Consider the following 14,763-nt stretch of genomic DNA (forward strand, 5'->3'; position numbering starts at 1 on the left):
CGCACTCAGCGGTGCCGGACCGACGCCGAGGCCGGTCCGGCACCGCCGGAGCGCTCAGCCGGACGCCGGGACCTGGGCCTTCAGCAGGGCCGGCAGCCGCGTCGTGCGCGGCTTGGCCAGGGTCTCGGCGACCGCCCTCGGCAGCGCCTGCTCCACACCGTGGACCACGGACAGATGGCGGGCCGCCCGGCTGAACGCCGTGTACACCCAGGGCCGGCTCAGAGCCTGTGCGGCGTCACCGGGCAGCACCACGACCACCGCGGGCCAGCGGCCGCCCGCGGCTTGGTGCGCGGTCAGCGCCCACCCGTGGCGCACGGACTGCTCCACGCGCTCCCTCGGTACGACCACGGGGGCGCCCGAGCACGACAGGTGCAGCCCGTCGGCGTCGGCCTTCACCACCAGGCCCGGCACTGTGCGCCCCGGCGCGGGGGAGTAGGCGATCCGGTCACCGGGGTCGAAGCCGCCGAAGCGGCCCGGACCCGGGTTGAGCCGCTCCTTGAGCGCCGTGTTGAGCGCACGGGTGCCCGCGGCTCCGCCATGCCCCGGGGTGACCACCACGGTGTGCTCGGCCGGTACGCCGATGGCCCGCGGCACGGAGTCCGCGACCAGCTGCACGGTCCGGTGCACCGCCTCGCCCGCGTCCCGCACCGGCACGATGACGATCTCCTTGCCGGGCGCCTCGACCTGGTGGAGCTCGCCGATGCCGATGCCGGAGACCAGCTCGCCGAGGGGGCCGGGATCGGGCACGCGCGAGGCGACCTGCGGGCACACCCGCGCCGCCAGCAGGTCCGCGAACACCCGCCCGGGCCCGGCCGACCAGAGCACGGCGGGATCCCCGGCCAGCACCAGCCGGGCGCCGTCCGGCAGCGACTCGACGAGCAGGGCCGCCGTCTCCACGTCCAACTGGGGCGCGTCCAGCACGATCAGCAGGTCGAGGTCGAGGGCGCCGTCCGCGTCCCGCCCGGGGCTCTCGGCACCGGACAGCAGCCCCGCCACGGTGGCCGTCCCGCCGCCGGACGGTCCGTCCTGCTCGCCGAACCCGGCCGCCAGGGCCGTGAAGTCGTCCCGGCCGCCGTCGGTGTGCGTCACCGCCCAGGCGCGCAGCCCGATACCGGGCGCCTCGTGCAGCAGGCGCGCCGGGTCGGCGAGGGACGCGTGTCCGCCGGTGTGCAGCACCAGCCCGTGTGCCGCGACCGCCCGGATCAGCTCGCCCGCGGAGCCCCCGGCAGTGGCGGCGGCCCGCTCCCGGGCCTCGCCCGGACCGTCCTCCTTGGGCACGGAGTTGAGCAGGCGGGCCAGGCCGTCGGCGAGGCTCTCCTCGGCGAGCGCGTACCGCTCCAGGCCGACCAGGACACGGACGGGCCGCTCCTCGCCGTCCTCCTCCCCGTCGTCCTCCCGGGGTTCCGGCCGGACCGGGGCTCCCGGCTCGTCCAGGGCGTCCTGGAAGACCAGGGCCTCACCCTCCGCGAGGGCGCTCTGCACGGCGCCGTCCGGATCCGGCACGCCCCGCTGGGCCAGCGCCGCGGTGAGCACGGGCAGCTCCAGGGCGGTGTGCCCGGCCAGGGCAGCCTGTTCAAGGAGCCAGCCGGTCACCGCACGGCCGCGCCGCTCGTCGTCCGGGCCGCACTCCGCGCCGAGCAGCGCCCGCGCGAACCCGTCGGCCTGCTCCGGCCGCACCCCGGTGACCTTCAGGAGCTGCCACGGGTCGTCCCGCAGCTGTGTGTCCGCACCTTCGCCGAGGGCCGCCGTGACCTGAGGCGCGAGGGCGTCGGGCGCGCCGCCCTCGGTCAGGACACGGCGTACGGCGTCGACGGCTTCCGGGGCAGGGGCAGGGGCGGCCGCGGTGAGTGCGGGAGCCTGACCGGCTGCCTGTGCCGCGGGCTGGGGTCGGCGCGCGGGCTCAGGCGACGCCGGTCTGCGCGGGGCGGGGGCCGGTTCGGCGAAGACCGTGGAGGCCGGCTTCTCGCCGCTCTCCACCGCCCGTACGGCCGCGAGCAGGTCGGCCGCCTTGCCGCTGAGCTTGGCGCCGGCGGCGACCGGCGCCTTCTTCTCGGCCTTGCGGCGCTCGATCCGCTCCCGTTCGACCTGTTGGGCCGCCAACTCGGCTTCCGCCTCGGACCGTTCGGGCGCGGCGGCGGCCTCCGCCCCGGCATCCGAGGCCGACGGGCCGGCGGCGGTGCCGCTCTCCGCGGCGTCCGGGACCTCCGGGGGCCCCGGCTCGGCTTCGTCCGGGGTCTCCGGCTCCGTACTCACAGCGTGCTCCAGTCGTGATCGGGATAGCGGTGCAGGGGCGCCGACACATCGTCCAGCGCCCGGCAGATCTCGTCAGGAAGACTAAGGGCCTCCACTGACAATGCCGCCGTGAGCTGCTGTGCGTTGCGCACGCCGATGATCGGGGCGGCCACGCCTGGCCGGTCGCGCACCCACGCGAGGGCCACCTGGAGCGGGGTCACCGCCAGCCCGTCCGCGGCCGTCGTCACCGCGTCCACGATGCGGGTCGCCGTGTCGTCGAGATACGGCGCCACGAAGGGCGCCAGATGCTCCGAGGCACCGCGCGAGTCCGGGGGAGTGGCATGGCGGTACTTGCCGGTCAGCACACCGCGGCCGAGCGGCGAGGAGGGCAGCAGACCGACCCCCAGGTCGAGGGCGGCGGGCAGCACCTCGCGTTCCACGCCGCGCTGGAGCAGCGAGTACTCCATCTGCGTGCTGGCCAGCCGGGTGCGCGTGCCCGGGGCCGCGAGCTGCCAGGTCGCCGCCTTGGCGAGCTGCCAGCCGCAGAAGTTGGAGACTCCGGCATAGCGGGCCCGGCCGCTGCTCACCGCGAGGTCGAGGGCCTGAAGGGTCTCCTCCATCGGGGTGTCCGGGTCGAAGGCGTGCACGTGCCAGATGTCGACGTGGTCCGTGCCGAGGCGGGCGAGGGAGGCGTCCAGCGCGGCGAGCAGATGACCGCGCGAGCCGTCGAAGCGTCGGTCCGGGTCCGGAACACTCCCCGCCTTGGTCGAGATGACCAGGTCCCGGCGCGGCACGAGCCCTTCTATCAGCTGCCCGAGCAGATACTCGGCCTCTCCGTCGCCGTACACGTCCGCGGTGTCGACGAGGGTCCCGCCCGCCTCCCAGAACGCCTTCAGCATGTCCGCGGCGTCGTGCTCGTCGGTGTCCCGGCCCCAGGTGAGGGTGCCGAGCCCGATCCGGGACACGCGCAGGCCGGTCCGGCCGAGATGCCTCTGCTCCATGAACGCCGAGATTACTGGCCAGAGGTGATGGATTGGGTTGCCTGTGGACAACCGATTTCCGCACGCGGACCGGGGCCGGGCCGGCCGCCGCGCCCACCGAAGGCGGCACCCTCTGCCGACGGAAGGCCCGCCGCGCTAGTGTCTCCGGCACAGGGACATTACTGATCAGTAAGGGGATGCGCTCATGCAGCTCGGGATCAACCTCGGCTACTGGGGTGCCGGAATGGACGCGGACAACCTCGCCGTGGCCCAGGAGGCGGACCGGCTCGGGTATGCCGTGTGCTGGGCCGCGGAGGCCTATGGATCCGACGCGCCCACGGTGCTCTCCTTCGTCGCCGCGCGCACCGAGCGCATCGACGTGGGCTCCGCCATCATGCAGATCCCCGCCCGCCAGCCCGCGATGACCGCGATGACCGCCGCGACGCTCGACTCGCTCTCCGGGGGACGCTTCCGGCTCGGCCTCGGTGTCTCCGGGCCGCAGGTCTCCGAGGGCTGGTACGGCGTCAAGTTCGACAAGCCGCTGGCGCGGACGCGGGAGTACGTCGAGATCGTACGCAAGGCCATGACGCGCGAGCGGCTGTCGTACGAGGGCGAGCACTGGACGCTGCCGCTGCCCGGCGGCCCGGGCAAGCCGATCAAGCTGACCGTCCATCCGCAGCGCGAGCACATCCCGCTCTACATCGCCGCCATCGGCCCCAAGAACCTGGAGCAGACCGGTGAGATCGCCGACGGCGCGCTGCTGATCTTCCCCTCGGCCGAGCACCTCGAGGACACCGCCATGAGGTACCTGCGTGCGGGCCGGGAGAAGGCGGGCCTGACCCTCGACGGGTTCGACGTCTGCCCCACCCTCCCGCTGGCCGTCGGCGACGACAAGGACGTGACCCGGCTCGCCGACACCTTCCGCCCCTACACCGCGCTGTACGTCGGCGGCATGGGCAGCCGCAAGCAGAACTTCTACAACCAGCTCGCCCAGCGCATGGGCTACGAGAAGGAAGCCGCCGAGGTCCAGGACAAGTACCTGTCGGGCGACAAGCAGGGCGCCGCGGCCGCCGTACCGCACGAGCTGATCGACCAGACCACGCTGCTCGGCTCCGTGGACCGCATCGCCGACCGCATGAAGGCCTACGCCGAGGCCGGGGTCACCACCCTCACCCTCGCTCCCGCGGGCTTCACGCTCGACGAGCGGATCGCCTCCCTCCGCGCCGGCAGCGAGGCGGCCGAGCGCGCCGGACTGGTGTGAGGCCGACCGGCGAGGAAATGCCATGCGGAGGTAAAGTGGGCGTAAAGGGAGCGTGACGTCCGAAGGGGATTTTCAGCGGCCGTGGTGGGGGCTCGGGGGTCTTCCCCGCCACGGCCGTCACGGGGAACAACGCGCCTGGGCCCCCGGCGGTTACGCCCCCGGTACGACACCGGTGCTCCTTCTTTCGGCGCACTTGTCCGACGCAGCTGTTGCAATGCCTCCGGTGCCGCAATTGACTCGTTCTTTGCGGAACCTGCGGAAATATGCGGAATTCGCGCGTCCTGCGGAGAGGTGCCCACCATGCTTTCGGCCAAGAGTCTGTTCCAGGAGATCATCGACGACGACGAGTCCTTCCGGCTCTTCTGCTCCATCGCGGCCAGCGGGGAGTCCCAGGGCGGCTGGGAGAACGCGCGGATCGCCGCGCTGGTGCCGCAGACCGAACGCGAACTCGCCCCCAAGATCGCCCGCCACGGCGCGGACGAGGACAAGCACGGGCGGATCTTCAACGCCCTGATGAAGAAGCGCGGACTGCGACCCGTCCCCGTCCCGCCCGACACCGACTACACGATGCTCCTCGAACGGCACGGCATCGGCCTCGCCCACGAGAAGCTCACCGCCGACAGGCCGCTGACCGTGCAGGACATCGTCACCTACCTCGCCCACAGCCGGGTCACCGAGCAGCGGGCCGCCGAGCAGATGGAACTGCTGCGCAAGCACTTCGCCGACCACCCGGACATCGGCCGCGCGGTGCGGATGATCTCCCAGGACGAGGACAACCACCTCGCCTACTGCCACGAGGAACTGCTCCGCTTCGCCCGCGCCGGCCACGGCCGCGCCATCCAGCGCACCCTGCGCGAGTGCGCCCTGGCCGAGATCCGGATCTACCGGGACGTCAGCCTCGCGGTCATGGCCCACATGGGGCGCATCCTGCGCTGGCCGAGGTCCAGGTCCCTGGTGCTCGCGGCCGGTATCCACGCCGTCTACGCGTGGGAGCGGCTCGCGGGTTGGCGGCGCATGGTGTCCCTGCGGATGCCCGAGCGGCGCAACGCCCTCGGCGGGCCCGCGACCACCGCCGCCGAGTTCGCCTGAGACCGCGTCACAGCCAGCCGCGCCGCTTGAACAGGCGGTACAGCACGACCTCCAGCGCGATCACCGCCACGATCACCGCCGGATACGACCACAGCCAGTGCAGCTCGGGCATGTGGTCGAAGTTCATGCCGTAGATGCCCGCGATCATCGTGGGGACCGCGGCCATCGCCGCCCACGCCGAGATCTTCCGCATGTCGTCGTTCTGCCGGACGCTCATCTGCGCCAGGTACGCCGACAGGACGTCCGACACCAGACGGTCCAGACCCTCCACCGACTCGTTCACCCGGGTGAGGTGGTCGTTGACGTCCCGGAAGAACGGGCGCGCCTTCTCGTGCACGAACGGCACCGCCGTGCCGGAGGCGCCCACTCCAGCGAGCCTGCCCATCGGCACCGCGAGCGGCACCGTCGCCCGGCGGAACTCCAGGACCTGCCGCTTGAAGGCGTAGATCCGCGACGCCGTGTGCCGCGAGCCGCCGAACGACGGCGAGAACACCTCGGTCTCCAACTCCTCCAGATCGGTGCCCAGTTCGGTGGCCACCTCCAGATAGTGGTCCACGATCGCGTCGGCGATCGAGTACAGCACCCCGGTCGTACCGTGCCGCAGCATCTCGTGCTGCTCCTCCAGATGGCGCCGGATCGTCCCCAGGGGCGAGCCCTCGCCGTGCCGCACGGTCACCACGAACGAGTCGCCGAGGAAGAGCATCAGCTCGCCGGAGGTCACCCGGTCGCTCTTCGGCTCGTACGTCACCGGCTTGAGCACCACGAACAGCGAGTCGTCGTACACCTCCAGCTTGGGCCGCTGGTGCGCCTTCAGGGCGTCCTCCACGGCCAGCGGATGGAGCCCGAACTCCTCCGTGACCAGGTCGAACTCTTTCGCCGTCGGCTCGTACAGACCGATCCAGAGGAAGCTGTCGCCCCGGGCACGCGCCTCGGCGAGGGCGTCGGAGACGTCGCCGGGACCCTCCATCCGGTGCCCGTCGCGGTAGATGGCGCAGTCGACGATCACGGAGCGTATTCTCCCCTCGTCCGCCCGTCTGCGCACTCCGGTGTGCGCCTACCCTGGGCCGCATGCCCACCCTGATCCTCGTAAGGCACGGACGGTCCACCGCCAACACCGCGGGCGTGCTCGCCGGCTGGACGCCGGGTGTCGCCCTCGACGAGCGCGGGGCCGCCCAGGCCGCGGCGCTGCCCGGGCGGCTGGCCGAACTGCCGGTCGCCGAGGTCGTCACCAGCCCGCTGCAGCGCTGCCAGGAGACGATCCAGCCCCTCCTCGACGCCCGGCCGGGACTGCGCGCGCACACCGACGAGCGGATCGGGGAGTGCCACTACGGCGACTGGTCCGGCCGCAAGCTCGCCGAGCTCAAGGACGAGCCGCTGATGCAGGTGGTGCAGGCCCACCCGTCGGCGGCCGCGTTCCCCGGCGGGGAGTCCATGCGGGCGATGCAGACCCGCGCCGCCGAGGCCGTACGCGAGTGGAACGCGCGCGTGGAGCGCGAGCACGGCGCCGACGCCGTGTACCTCATGTGCTCGCACGGCGACATCATCAAGTCCCTCGTCGCGGATGCCCTCGGCCTTCATCTCGACCTCTTCCAGCGGATCTCCGTCGAACCGTGTTCCATCACCGCGATCCGCTACACCCGCCTCAGGCCCTTTGTCGTTCGTCTCGGCGACACCGGGGATTTCGCCTCCCTTGCCCCGCGCGAGGAACCCCCGGGGGAAGACGCACCGGTCGGGGGTGGTGCGGGCGCACCGTGATCGTCGGCCGCAGTAGGGTGAAGCGATCCACCCATCCGCGTGCACGCACGAACCTCCACGCAACCCCCCGATTGCCGCACTCTCGATTCACGCACTCTCGATTCCAATGGAGACAGGACGTGTCCCGTCAGGTTTTCCTCTACGACCCGCCGGACCGCTTCGTGGCCGGCACGGTCGGACTGCCCGGGCGCCGTACGTTCTTCCTCCAGGCCACCGCCGGCCCCCGGGTGACCAGCGTGGTTCTGGAGAAGACCCAGGTCGCCGCGCTCGCCGAGCGCATGGACGAGCTGCTCGACGAGGTCGTACGCCGTAGTGGCGGCAACGCTGCCGTCCCTGCCGTGGCGCCCACGGAGATCGCCGATTCGGCTCCGCTGGACGCCCCCATCGAGGAGGAATTCCGCGTCGGCACCATGGCCCTGGCCTGGGACGGCGAGGAGCAGCGCATGATCGTCGAGGCCCAGGCGCTCGTCGAGCTGGACGCCGACACCGACGAGGACCTCGCGGAGGCCGAGGAGCGGCTGCTCCAGGACGAGGAGAACGGGCCCCCGATGCTGCGGGTCCGGCTCACCGGCGCGCAGGCCAGGGCCTTCGCCAAGCGCGCCCTCGACGTCGTCAACGCCGGGCGGCCGCCGTGCCCGCTGTGCAGCCTCCCGCTCGATCCGGAAGGACACGTATGTCCGCGCCAGAACGGATACCGCCGCGGAGCGTGACCGCCGCCGAACTGCTCACCCACGGTGAGCTGAAGGTGCGCGGCCGCATCCGCGAGGCGTCCAACGCGGCGCTGTTCTGCACGGTCGCGATCGACGGGCAGGAAGCTTCCTGCGTGTACAAGCCGATCGCCGGGGAACGCCCGCTGTGGGACTTCCCCGACGGCACCCTGGCCGAGCGCGAGGTGGCCGCCTACGAGGTCTCCGAGGCCACCGGCTGGGGGCTCGTGCCGGCCACCGTGCTGCGCGACGGGCCGTACGGCGAGGGCATGTGCCAGCTGTGGATCGACGCGGCCCCCGAGGCCGAACTGCTCGCCCTGGTGGACCGCGAGGAGCCGGGACCGGGCTGGAAGGCGATCGGCTTCGCCGAGGTGGGTGAGGGCCGCACCGCGCTGCTGGTGCACGCCGACGACGAGCGGCTGCGCCGGCTCGCCGTCCTCGACGCGGTGATCAACAACGCCGACCGCAAGGGCGGCCATCTGCTGCCCACCGCCGACGGACAGCTGTACGGCATCGACCACGGGGTCACCTTCAACGCCGAGAACAAGCTGCGCACCCTGCTGTGGGGCTGGGCGGGGGAGCCGCTCACTCCCGAGGCGGTCGGCGTCCTGAAGGGCATCGAGGAGGCCCTGGGCGACGGTGGCGCGCTCGGTGTGCGGCTGGCCGGGCTGATCACCGGCGTGGAGCTGGCGGCCACGCGTGCGCGCGTCGGGGCGCTGCTCACGTCCGGGAAGCACCCCGAGCCGAGCGGGGAGTGGCCGGCGATCCCCTGGCCGCCGGTGTAGTCCGGGAAGGCACACCGTCAGCACCGGGAAGGCACACCGGGCGCCGGATCGCAAGATCGCCTTTCCGGCCGTCCGGCCCGGTCCGGTTCGTATACCGAACTTCTGGCCGGTTAGGCTCATGTACATGCATGCCTGGCCCGCTTCCGAGGTCCCCGCCCTGCCTGGTCAGGGCCGCGACCTGAGGATCCACGACACCGCGACCGGCGGCCTCGTCACCCTCGACCCCGGTCCCGTCGCCCGTATCTACGTCTGCGGCATCACCCCGTACGACGCGACCCACCTGGGTCACGCGGCGACCTACAACGCGTTCGACCTGGTTCAGCGCGTGTGGCTCGACACCAAGCGGCAGGTTCACTACGTCCAGAACGTGACGGACGTCGACGATCCGCTGCTGGAGCGCGCGGAGCGGGACGGCCTCGACTGGGTCGCCCTCGCCGAGAAGGAGACGGCCCTGTTCCGCGAGGACATGACCGCCCTGCGAATGCTCCCGCCGCGGCACTACATAGGCGCCGTCGAGGCGATACCCGGCATCGTCCCGCTCGTGGAGCGGCTGCGCGACCTCGGCGCCGCCTATGAGCTCGACGGCGACATCTACTTCTCCGTCGAGTCCGACCCGCACTTCGGCGAGGTCTCGAACCTCGACGCCGCGGCCATGCGGCTGCTGTCCGCGGAGCGCGGCGGCGACCCGGACCGTCCGGGCAAGAAGAACCCGGTCGACCCGATGCTGTGGATGGGCGCCCGCGAGGGCGAGCCCAGCTGGGACGGCGGCTCGCTCGGCCGGGGCCGCCCCGGCTGGCACATCGAGTGCGTCGCCATCGCCCTGGACCACCTCGGCATGGGCTTCGACGTCCAGGGCGGCGGCTCCGACCTGGCCTTCCCGCACCACGAGATGGGCGCCTCGCACGCCCAGGTGCTGACCGGCGAGTTCCCGATGGCCAAGGCGTACGTCCACGCCGGCATGGTCGCCCTGCACGGCGAGAAGATGTCCAAGTCCAAGGGCAACCTCGTCTTCGTCTCGCGGCTGCGCCGCGACGGCGTCGCCCCCGCCGCCATCCGGCTCGCCCTCCTCGCCCACCACTACCGGGCCGACTGGGAGTGGACCGACCAGGTCCTGGCCGACGCGGTGGCCCGGCTCGGCCGCTGGCGCGCCGCGGTCTCCCGGCCCGACGGCCCGCCCGCCGAGGCCCTCGTCGAGGAGATTCGCGAGGCCCTCGCGAACGACCTGGACGCCCCCGCCGCGCTGGCCGCCGTGGACCGGTGGGTGGCGCTGCAGGACGAGCGGGGCGGCACGGACACCGGCGCCCCCGGCGTCGTGTCGCGTGCGGTGGACGCCCTGCTGGGCGTGGCGCTCTGACAAGCCGGAAGGGGCGCTTCCTCCGTGGAGGAAGCGCCCCTTCGTCTATGCGTGGGTCAGAGCCGGCCGGGCACGGGTCAGAGCTTCTGCACCCGCACACTGCGCAGGATCGCCGGTGACGTGCTGTCCCAGACGCCGATCACCTGGTGGCCGCGGGCGAACGCCTCCTGGATCTCCCGGTGGGCCTGCTGGGTCGGGTTGTTGAGGACCCGGAAGCCGTCCTGGAAGCGCAGGAAGATCTGCTGCGGCTGACCGGGCAGCGGCTGCACGATGTCGATGAAGCCGTTGGCGATGCCGGCCTGCAGCACCTGCGCCGAGACCTGCTGGATCGCGGCCTGCGTCACGTGCTGGAGCTGCTGCTGCATCTGCTGCTCGCCGTGTACCTGCGGCTGCCCGAGCTGCTGCATCAGCTGCTGGTACGGCTGCTGCTGCCCGAGCTGCTGGAGCTGCTCCAGCGAACTGCCCAGCCCGTACGTGCCCATGCCGTACGGCTGCTGCTGGGGCGAGGTGGTCGGGAACTGCTGTCCCATCGGGCTCATCTGCGGGGTGGTGCTCATGAGGTGTCACCTTCCCTTGATGGACTCTTGCTCGGTGATGAACGTCAGCCCGTCACGACCAGGCCGACGATCTCGTCGTCCGCGAACCACACGCGGACATCGGGCCGTCCCCCCGCGAAGGCGGTGTGCACCGCTTGGCGGATCTCGGGGGACGGACGATTCAGGTTCCGCCAGGAGCCGGCCACGAACAGCCGGAGCCTGGGCGGGAGTTCACGGGGGTACGGCAGCAGCTCGTCCCAGTACCGCTCCGCCGGGCCGGAGCCGACCGCCTGCGGCAGCAGATGCGTGACCGCCGCCCTGACGTCGGGCCGGGCGCCGATCCGCTGGGAGGCGGGCCGGCCCGGTGCGTCCTGCTGCGGGGAACCGGTGGCCCGCAGCACCTCGCGGGCCCGCCCCGGGGACATCGGGGGCTGGGCGGCCGCCTTGAGCATGCCCTGCAGCGCGGCCAGCGCGCCCGCCACCACCGGGGTGGCCGAAGAGGTCCCGGAGAACGTGTCCGTGTACCAGGCGATCTCCTCGGGCCCGCCCTGCAGGTCGCCGGGCCGGTCCCAGAAGCCGCCGGTGGTCGTGACCTCGTGCCCCCAGCCCTGGGCGTCCACGCGGGCGCCGTAGTTGGAGAACGCCAGCCGTGAGCGGTCCGGCCCGTGGTCGCGGCCGTGGGTGCCGGGAGGCGGGGCACCCGCGCCGACCAGGACGGCGCCGGAGGACGGGTTGGCCGAGTTGAACGGGTTGCGCCACCAGGACGGGAAGCCGTCGGGACGCCGCTCGTACACCGCGTCGTCGAGGGACTCGCCGCCGTTCCCGGCGGCCGCCACGACCACGACGCCCCGGGAGGCGGCGTACCGTACGGCCGCGTAGTCGTCCGGCCACCACTCCAGTGGGATGTAGCCACGCTGGTCGTCGCGGTCCGCGTACTCGAACCGCGGCCCCGGGCGGTGCAGTTCGACCAGCAGGAGGTCACCGGGGCCGAGCCGGTCGGCGGCCGCGTGGATCGCCGCGGCTGTGCCGATGCCCTGGAACGACGCGGCCGCGGTCACCGCGTCCGGCACGATCCCGGTGACGCCGTATTCGGTGCGGTCCCCGCCGAGCACCCCGAGCACGGCGGTGCCGTGGTTGCGCCAGGCCGGGTCGGTCAGCGGGGTGCCGACGACCACTCCGGCCAGCTTGGCGGCCAGGTCCTCGTGCCCCAGCTGCCAGGCTCCCTCGACATCGATCACCGTCACCCCCTGGCCGGCGCCACCGGGCCGCTGCCAGGCCCAGTGCGCGTCGACCCCCTCCGGCGCCGGCCGCAGATACCCCTGACGGCCGCTGAAGTCAGGGGTGACCGGGGCGCCTTCCTTCAGCCGCCGGTCGTCGTCCGAGAGGGTGGCCGGTACGGCACCCGGCTTGACGTACGCCGTGTCGATCCCCGGCAGCGCGGCCATCCGGGCCCGCAGCTCCTGCGCCCGGCTCTCCCCGCCGCGCACCCGGTAGAACAGCGTGAGGTCGGGCACGCCCTCGCCGCCGGACTGCCGCACCCGCTCCTCACTGCCGAACAGCGGCTCCAGGGCCAGCTGTTCGTCGCCGAGGAACATGGCCAGGGCCGACAGGTCGGCACCCGCCGCCGAGCGGACCCCGTCGGCCCCGGCACGCAGCCGGGTCTCGGGACGCGCGACGACGATCAGTTCCTGTTCGGCTCCCCGATAGGTGAACCCCGCTCCGTCGGGCCCCGGCCCGGACGTCCCCGGGCCCTGCGCCGGCACTGTCTGGTCGTTCATCGGTACCGCTCCCTTCGGTCCGTGCGAGCCGCCACCGAGAGACAACCAACCACTCCCGCGCCGAGTCGTCCAGACGTGTTTCGGCAACTCGGTTTGGAAAGAAGTTGAATTGGGTAACGGGTGCAATCCGACCTGAAACAGCTTTGACGCCGACATCCGACCGGACACTGCGGAGGCGCCGTTGAATCTCTGCGGAGTGCGGGGGCGCCCGGGGCCCGTGTGATGCAGTGGGCGGGGCGGCGACACTCGACGCGGCGGCGGTCGGCTCATGCGCCGACGGGGCCGCTTGCCTCGGCTCGCTCGCCGACGGCGCGCTTTACGCCGCCGACCTGCCCGACCCGCGGTTCACTACGACGTCGCCGCCCGGCGCCCCGTGCACCGTGACCGCCGTCGGCGCGGGACGGCGAAGGGGCGGTACGCGTGTTGCGTACCGCCCCTGCTCAGTCCTCCGAGGTGTCCTCGTCGTCGGTCCCGGAGGTGTCGGGTTTCGGTGGCTTCGGGGGCCGGGTGCGGCCTCCCGGGTTGTCCCGCAGGTACGACGTGCTGTCCGTGCCGTCCGCCGTGGCGTGGCCGCCCGGCGGGCTGACGTCCCGTCTCCGCAGATAGCGCTCGAATTCGCGGGCGATCGCCTCGCCCGACGCCTCCGGCAGCTCGGCGGTGTCGCGGGCCTCCTCCAGCGTCTGGACGTACTCGGCGACCTCGCTGTCCTCTGCGGCCAGCTGGTCCACGCCCACCTGCCAGGCCCGTGCGTCCTCGGGCAGCTCGCCCAGCGGAATGCGCAGGTCGAGCAGGTCCTCCAGCCGGTTGAGCAGGGCCATCGTGGCCTTCGGGTTGGGCGGCTGCGACACATAGTGCGGGACGGCCGCCCACAGCGACACCGCCGGGACACCCGCGTGCGTGCACGCCTCCTGGAGGACGCCGACGATGCCCGTGGGGCCCTCGTACTTGGTCTCCTCCAGGTCCATGCGCTGGGCCAGGTCCGGGTCGGACGTGACCCCGCTGACCGGGACCGGACGGGTGTGCGGGGTGTCACCGAGCAGGGCGCCCAGGACGACCACCAGCTCCACGCCCAGCTCGTGCGCGAAGCCGAGCAGTTCGTTGCAGAACGAGCGCCAGCGCATGGACGGTTCGATGCCGCGGACCAGCACCAGGTCGCGCGGCTTCTCGCCGCCGACCCGAACCACCGACAACCTTGTCGTCGGCCAGGTGATCTTGCGGACGCCCGCATCCATCCACACCGTGGGGCGGTTCACCTGGAAGTCGTAGTAGTCCTCGGCGTCCAGCGCCGCGAACACCTCGCCCTTCCACTCGCGCTCCAGATGCGCGACCGCGGTGGAGGCGGCGTCGCCGGCATCGTTCCAGCCCTCGAACGCGGCCACCATGACTGGGTCGATCAGCTCGGGAACTCCCTCCAGCTCGATCACCCAGCGCCTCCTTCCGACGTGCCCTCGCGTACGTCCCAACCTTACGGCGTCCGGTGGGGGCGCTCGCAGCCCCCTTGCACGGGGGAGTGAACGGATCACTGCCCCGTTCGCCACGCTCGAACACCCCGCGGCGAACGGCAGCCCCACCGGTTTTCCACAGGGGATTCACGTCAGTTCCCCACGGGGGCTTCACAACGAGCTGCGCAGCCACTGCTCCACGCTCGCGATGTGCACGGTCGCCCATGAGCGCGCCGCCTCCGCGTCCCGGTCGCGCAGCGCGGCCAGGATCGCCCGGTGCTCGCGCAGCGTGCGCCCGACCGCGTCCTCCTGGGTCAGCCCGCGCCAGATCCGGGCCCGGGTGGTGGGCCCGGACAGACCGTCGAGCAGCGAGCACAGCACCGAGTTGCCGGCGCTCTGCACGATCCCCCGGTGGAACTCCAGGTCGCAGGCGACCAGCTCCTCCACCGAGGGCGCCGCGCCGAGCGCGTCCAACTGCAAGGAGAGCGCGTCCAGTTGCTGCTCGCTGATCCGGGAGGCCGCCATCGCGGTCGCGGCCGGCTCCAGGATGCGGCGCACGGCGAGGAACTCCAGCACCGTGTCGTCGCGGTGGAAGTCGACGACGAAGCTCATCGCCTCCAGCAGCAACTGCGGGTCCAGGCTGGTGACGTACGTCCCGTCGCCCTGCCGCACATCCAGGATCCGGATCAGCGACAGGGCACGTACGGCCTCCCGCAGGGAATTGCGCGACAGCCCGAGCTCGGCGGCGAGTTCACTCTCCTTGGGCAGCCGGTCGCCGGGGCGCAGCGCACCGGAGACGATCATGTCCTTGATCTTCTCGATCGCCTCATCGGTGACTGCCATG

Annotated in this window: 13 protein-coding genes; 6 read left to right on the plus strand and 7 right to left on the minus strand. The window is 72.5% G+C overall.

Annotated elements, in window-relative coordinates; all coding sequences use genetic code 11:
• Positions 1–54 precede the first annotated feature (54 nt).
• Together ACFY1J_RS18530 and ACFY1J_RS18535 are read right to left on the minus strand one after the other, a co-directional pair.
• Positions 55–2,253, minus strand: a complete 2,199-nt coding sequence (locus ACFY1J_RS18530; protein WP_390731539.1) for an ATP-binding domain-containing protein — start codon at positions 2,251–2,253, stop codon at positions 55–57.
• Complete coding sequence (locus ACFY1J_RS18535) at positions 2,250–3,233, minus strand: aldo/keto reductase (protein WP_390711002.1); 984 nt, start codon at positions 3,231–3,233, stop codon at positions 2,250–2,252. Before ACFY1J_RS18535 ends, ACFY1J_RS18530 begins: the two co-directional genes overlap by 4 nt.
• A gap of 184 nt (positions 3,234–3,417) precedes the next feature.
• Between ACFY1J_RS18535 and ACFY1J_RS18540 the strand changes: the two genes are divergently transcribed.
• Together ACFY1J_RS18540 and ACFY1J_RS18545 are read left to right on the plus strand one after the other, a co-directional pair.
• Positions 3,418–4,473 carry an LLM class F420-dependent oxidoreductase gene (locus ACFY1J_RS18540; RefSeq protein ID WP_390711001.1) on the plus strand — a complete coding sequence of 352 codons (1,056 nt, stop codon included), beginning with the start codon at positions 3,418–3,420 and terminating at the stop codon, positions 4,471–4,473.
• Between the two features lie 300 nt (positions 4,474–4,773).
• Positions 4,774–5,562, plus strand: coding sequence for a ferritin-like domain-containing protein (locus ACFY1J_RS18545; protein WP_390731540.1), 789 nt, complete (start codon positions 4,774–4,776; stop codon positions 5,560–5,562).
• A 7-nt stretch (positions 5,563–5,569) separates the two neighbouring features.
• On the opposite strand, the gene corA is transcribed toward ACFY1J_RS18545, so the two are convergent.
• The gene (gene corA, locus ACFY1J_RS18550; protein ID WP_390710999.1) at positions 5,570–6,568 is read right to left on the minus strand and encodes a magnesium/cobalt transporter CorA; all 999 of its coding nucleotides are present in this window, start codon (positions 6,566–6,568) and stop codon (positions 5,570–5,572) included.
• A gap of 62 nt (positions 6,569–6,630) precedes the next feature.
• Here corA and ACFY1J_RS18555 point away from each other — a divergent pair, with 62 nt between their 5' ends.
• The 4 genes from ACFY1J_RS18555 to mshC all read left to right on the plus strand — a co-directional run bounded on the left by ACFY1J_RS18555 (position 6,631) and on the right by mshC (position 10,163).
• Positions 6,631–7,317 (plus strand): histidine phosphatase family protein, encoded by a 687-nt coding sequence (locus ACFY1J_RS18555; RefSeq protein ID WP_390710998.1) that lies wholly within the window; start codon positions 6,631–6,633, stop codon positions 7,315–7,317.
• Between the two features lie 119 nt (positions 7,318–7,436).
• The gene (locus tag ACFY1J_RS18560) at positions 7,437–8,027 is read left to right on the plus strand and encodes a DUF3090 domain-containing protein (RefSeq protein WP_390710997.1); all 591 of its coding nucleotides are present in this window, start codon (positions 7,437–7,439) and stop codon (positions 8,025–8,027) included.
• The gene (locus ACFY1J_RS18565) at positions 7,991–8,809 is read left to right on the plus strand and encodes an SCO1664 family protein (protein WP_390710996.1); all 819 of its coding nucleotides are present in this window, start codon (positions 7,991–7,993) and stop codon (positions 8,807–8,809) included. The genes ACFY1J_RS18560 and ACFY1J_RS18565 overlap by 37 nt, the downstream gene beginning before the upstream one ends.
• A 124-nt stretch (positions 8,810–8,933) precedes the next feature.
• Entirely contained in the window at positions 8,934–10,163 is a 1,230-nt protein-coding gene (gene mshC / locus ACFY1J_RS18570; RefSeq protein WP_390710995.1) for a cysteine--1-D-myo-inosityl 2-amino-2-deoxy-alpha-D-glucopyranoside ligase, read from the plus strand.
• Between the two features lie 77 nt (positions 10,164–10,240).
• Here mshC and ACFY1J_RS18575 read toward each other — a convergent pair whose 3' ends face one another.
• The 4 genes from ACFY1J_RS18575 to ACFY1J_RS18590 all read right to left on the minus strand — a co-directional run bounded on the left by ACFY1J_RS18575 (position 10,241) and on the right by ACFY1J_RS18590 (position 14,762).
• Positions 10,241–10,720: a hypothetical protein gene (locus ACFY1J_RS18575; RefSeq protein WP_390710994.1), complete on the minus strand. Its 480-nt coding sequence runs from the start codon at positions 10,718–10,720 to the stop codon at positions 10,241–10,243.
• Positions 10,721–10,764: 44 nt separating this feature from the next.
• Positions 10,765–12,477 carry a S8 family peptidase gene (locus tag ACFY1J_RS18580; RefSeq protein ID WP_390710993.1) on the minus strand — a complete coding sequence of 571 codons (1,713 nt, stop codon included), beginning with the start codon at positions 12,475–12,477 and terminating at the stop codon, positions 10,765–10,767.
• Between the two features lie 440 nt (positions 12,478–12,917).
• Positions 12,918–13,901, minus strand: a complete 984-nt coding sequence (locus ACFY1J_RS18585; protein ID WP_363296672.1) for a PAC2 family protein — start codon at positions 13,899–13,901, stop codon at positions 12,918–12,920.
• A 189-nt stretch (positions 13,902–14,090) separates the two neighbouring features.
• Positions 14,091–14,762 (minus strand): FadR/GntR family transcriptional regulator, encoded by a 672-nt coding sequence (locus ACFY1J_RS18590; protein ID WP_390710992.1) that lies wholly within the window; start codon positions 14,760–14,762, stop codon positions 14,091–14,093.
• Between the last annotated feature and the right edge of the window lies 1 nt (position 14,763).

Source organism: Streptomyces sp. NPDC001406 (genome assembly GCF_042895285.1).
GTDB lineage: Bacteria > Actinomycetota > Actinomycetes > Streptomycetales > Streptomycetaceae > Streptomyces.

Excerpts from the sequence above, each read along its gene's own strand:
- ACFY1J_RS18535 (WP_390711002.1), bottom strand. The coding sequence starts at position 3,233 with ATGGAGCAGAGGCATCTCGGCCGGACCGGCCTGCGCGTGTCCCGGATC.
- ACFY1J_RS18540 (WP_390711001.1), top strand. The coding sequence starts at position 3,418 with ATGCAGCTCGGGATCAACCTCGGCTACTGGGGTGCCGGAATGGACGCG.
- ACFY1J_RS18545 (WP_390731540.1), top strand. The coding sequence starts at position 4,774 with ATGCTTTCGGCCAAGAGTCTGTTCCAGGAGATCATCGACGACGACGAG.
- ACFY1J_RS18555 (WP_390710998.1), top strand. The coding sequence starts at position 6,631 with ATGCCCACCCTGATCCTCGTAAGGCACGGACGGTCCACCGCCAACACC.
- ACFY1J_RS18565 (WP_390710996.1), top strand. The coding sequence starts at position 7,991 with ATGTCCGCGCCAGAACGGATACCGCCGCGGAGCGTGACCGCCGCCGAA.
- mshC (WP_390710995.1), top strand. The coding sequence starts at position 8,934 with ATGCATGCCTGGCCCGCTTCCGAGGTCCCCGCCCTGCCTGGTCAGGGC.
- ACFY1J_RS18575 (WP_390710994.1), bottom strand. The coding sequence starts at position 10,720 with ATGAGCACCACCCCGCAGATGAGCCCGATGGGACAGCAGTTCCCGACC.
- ACFY1J_RS18580 (WP_390710993.1), bottom strand. The coding sequence starts at position 12,477 with ATGAACGACCAGACAGTGCCGGCGCAGGGCCCGGGGACGTCCGGGCCG.
- ACFY1J_RS18590 (WP_390710992.1), bottom strand. The coding sequence starts at position 14,762 with ATGGCAGTCACCGATGAGGCGATCGAGAAGATCAAGGACATGATCGTC.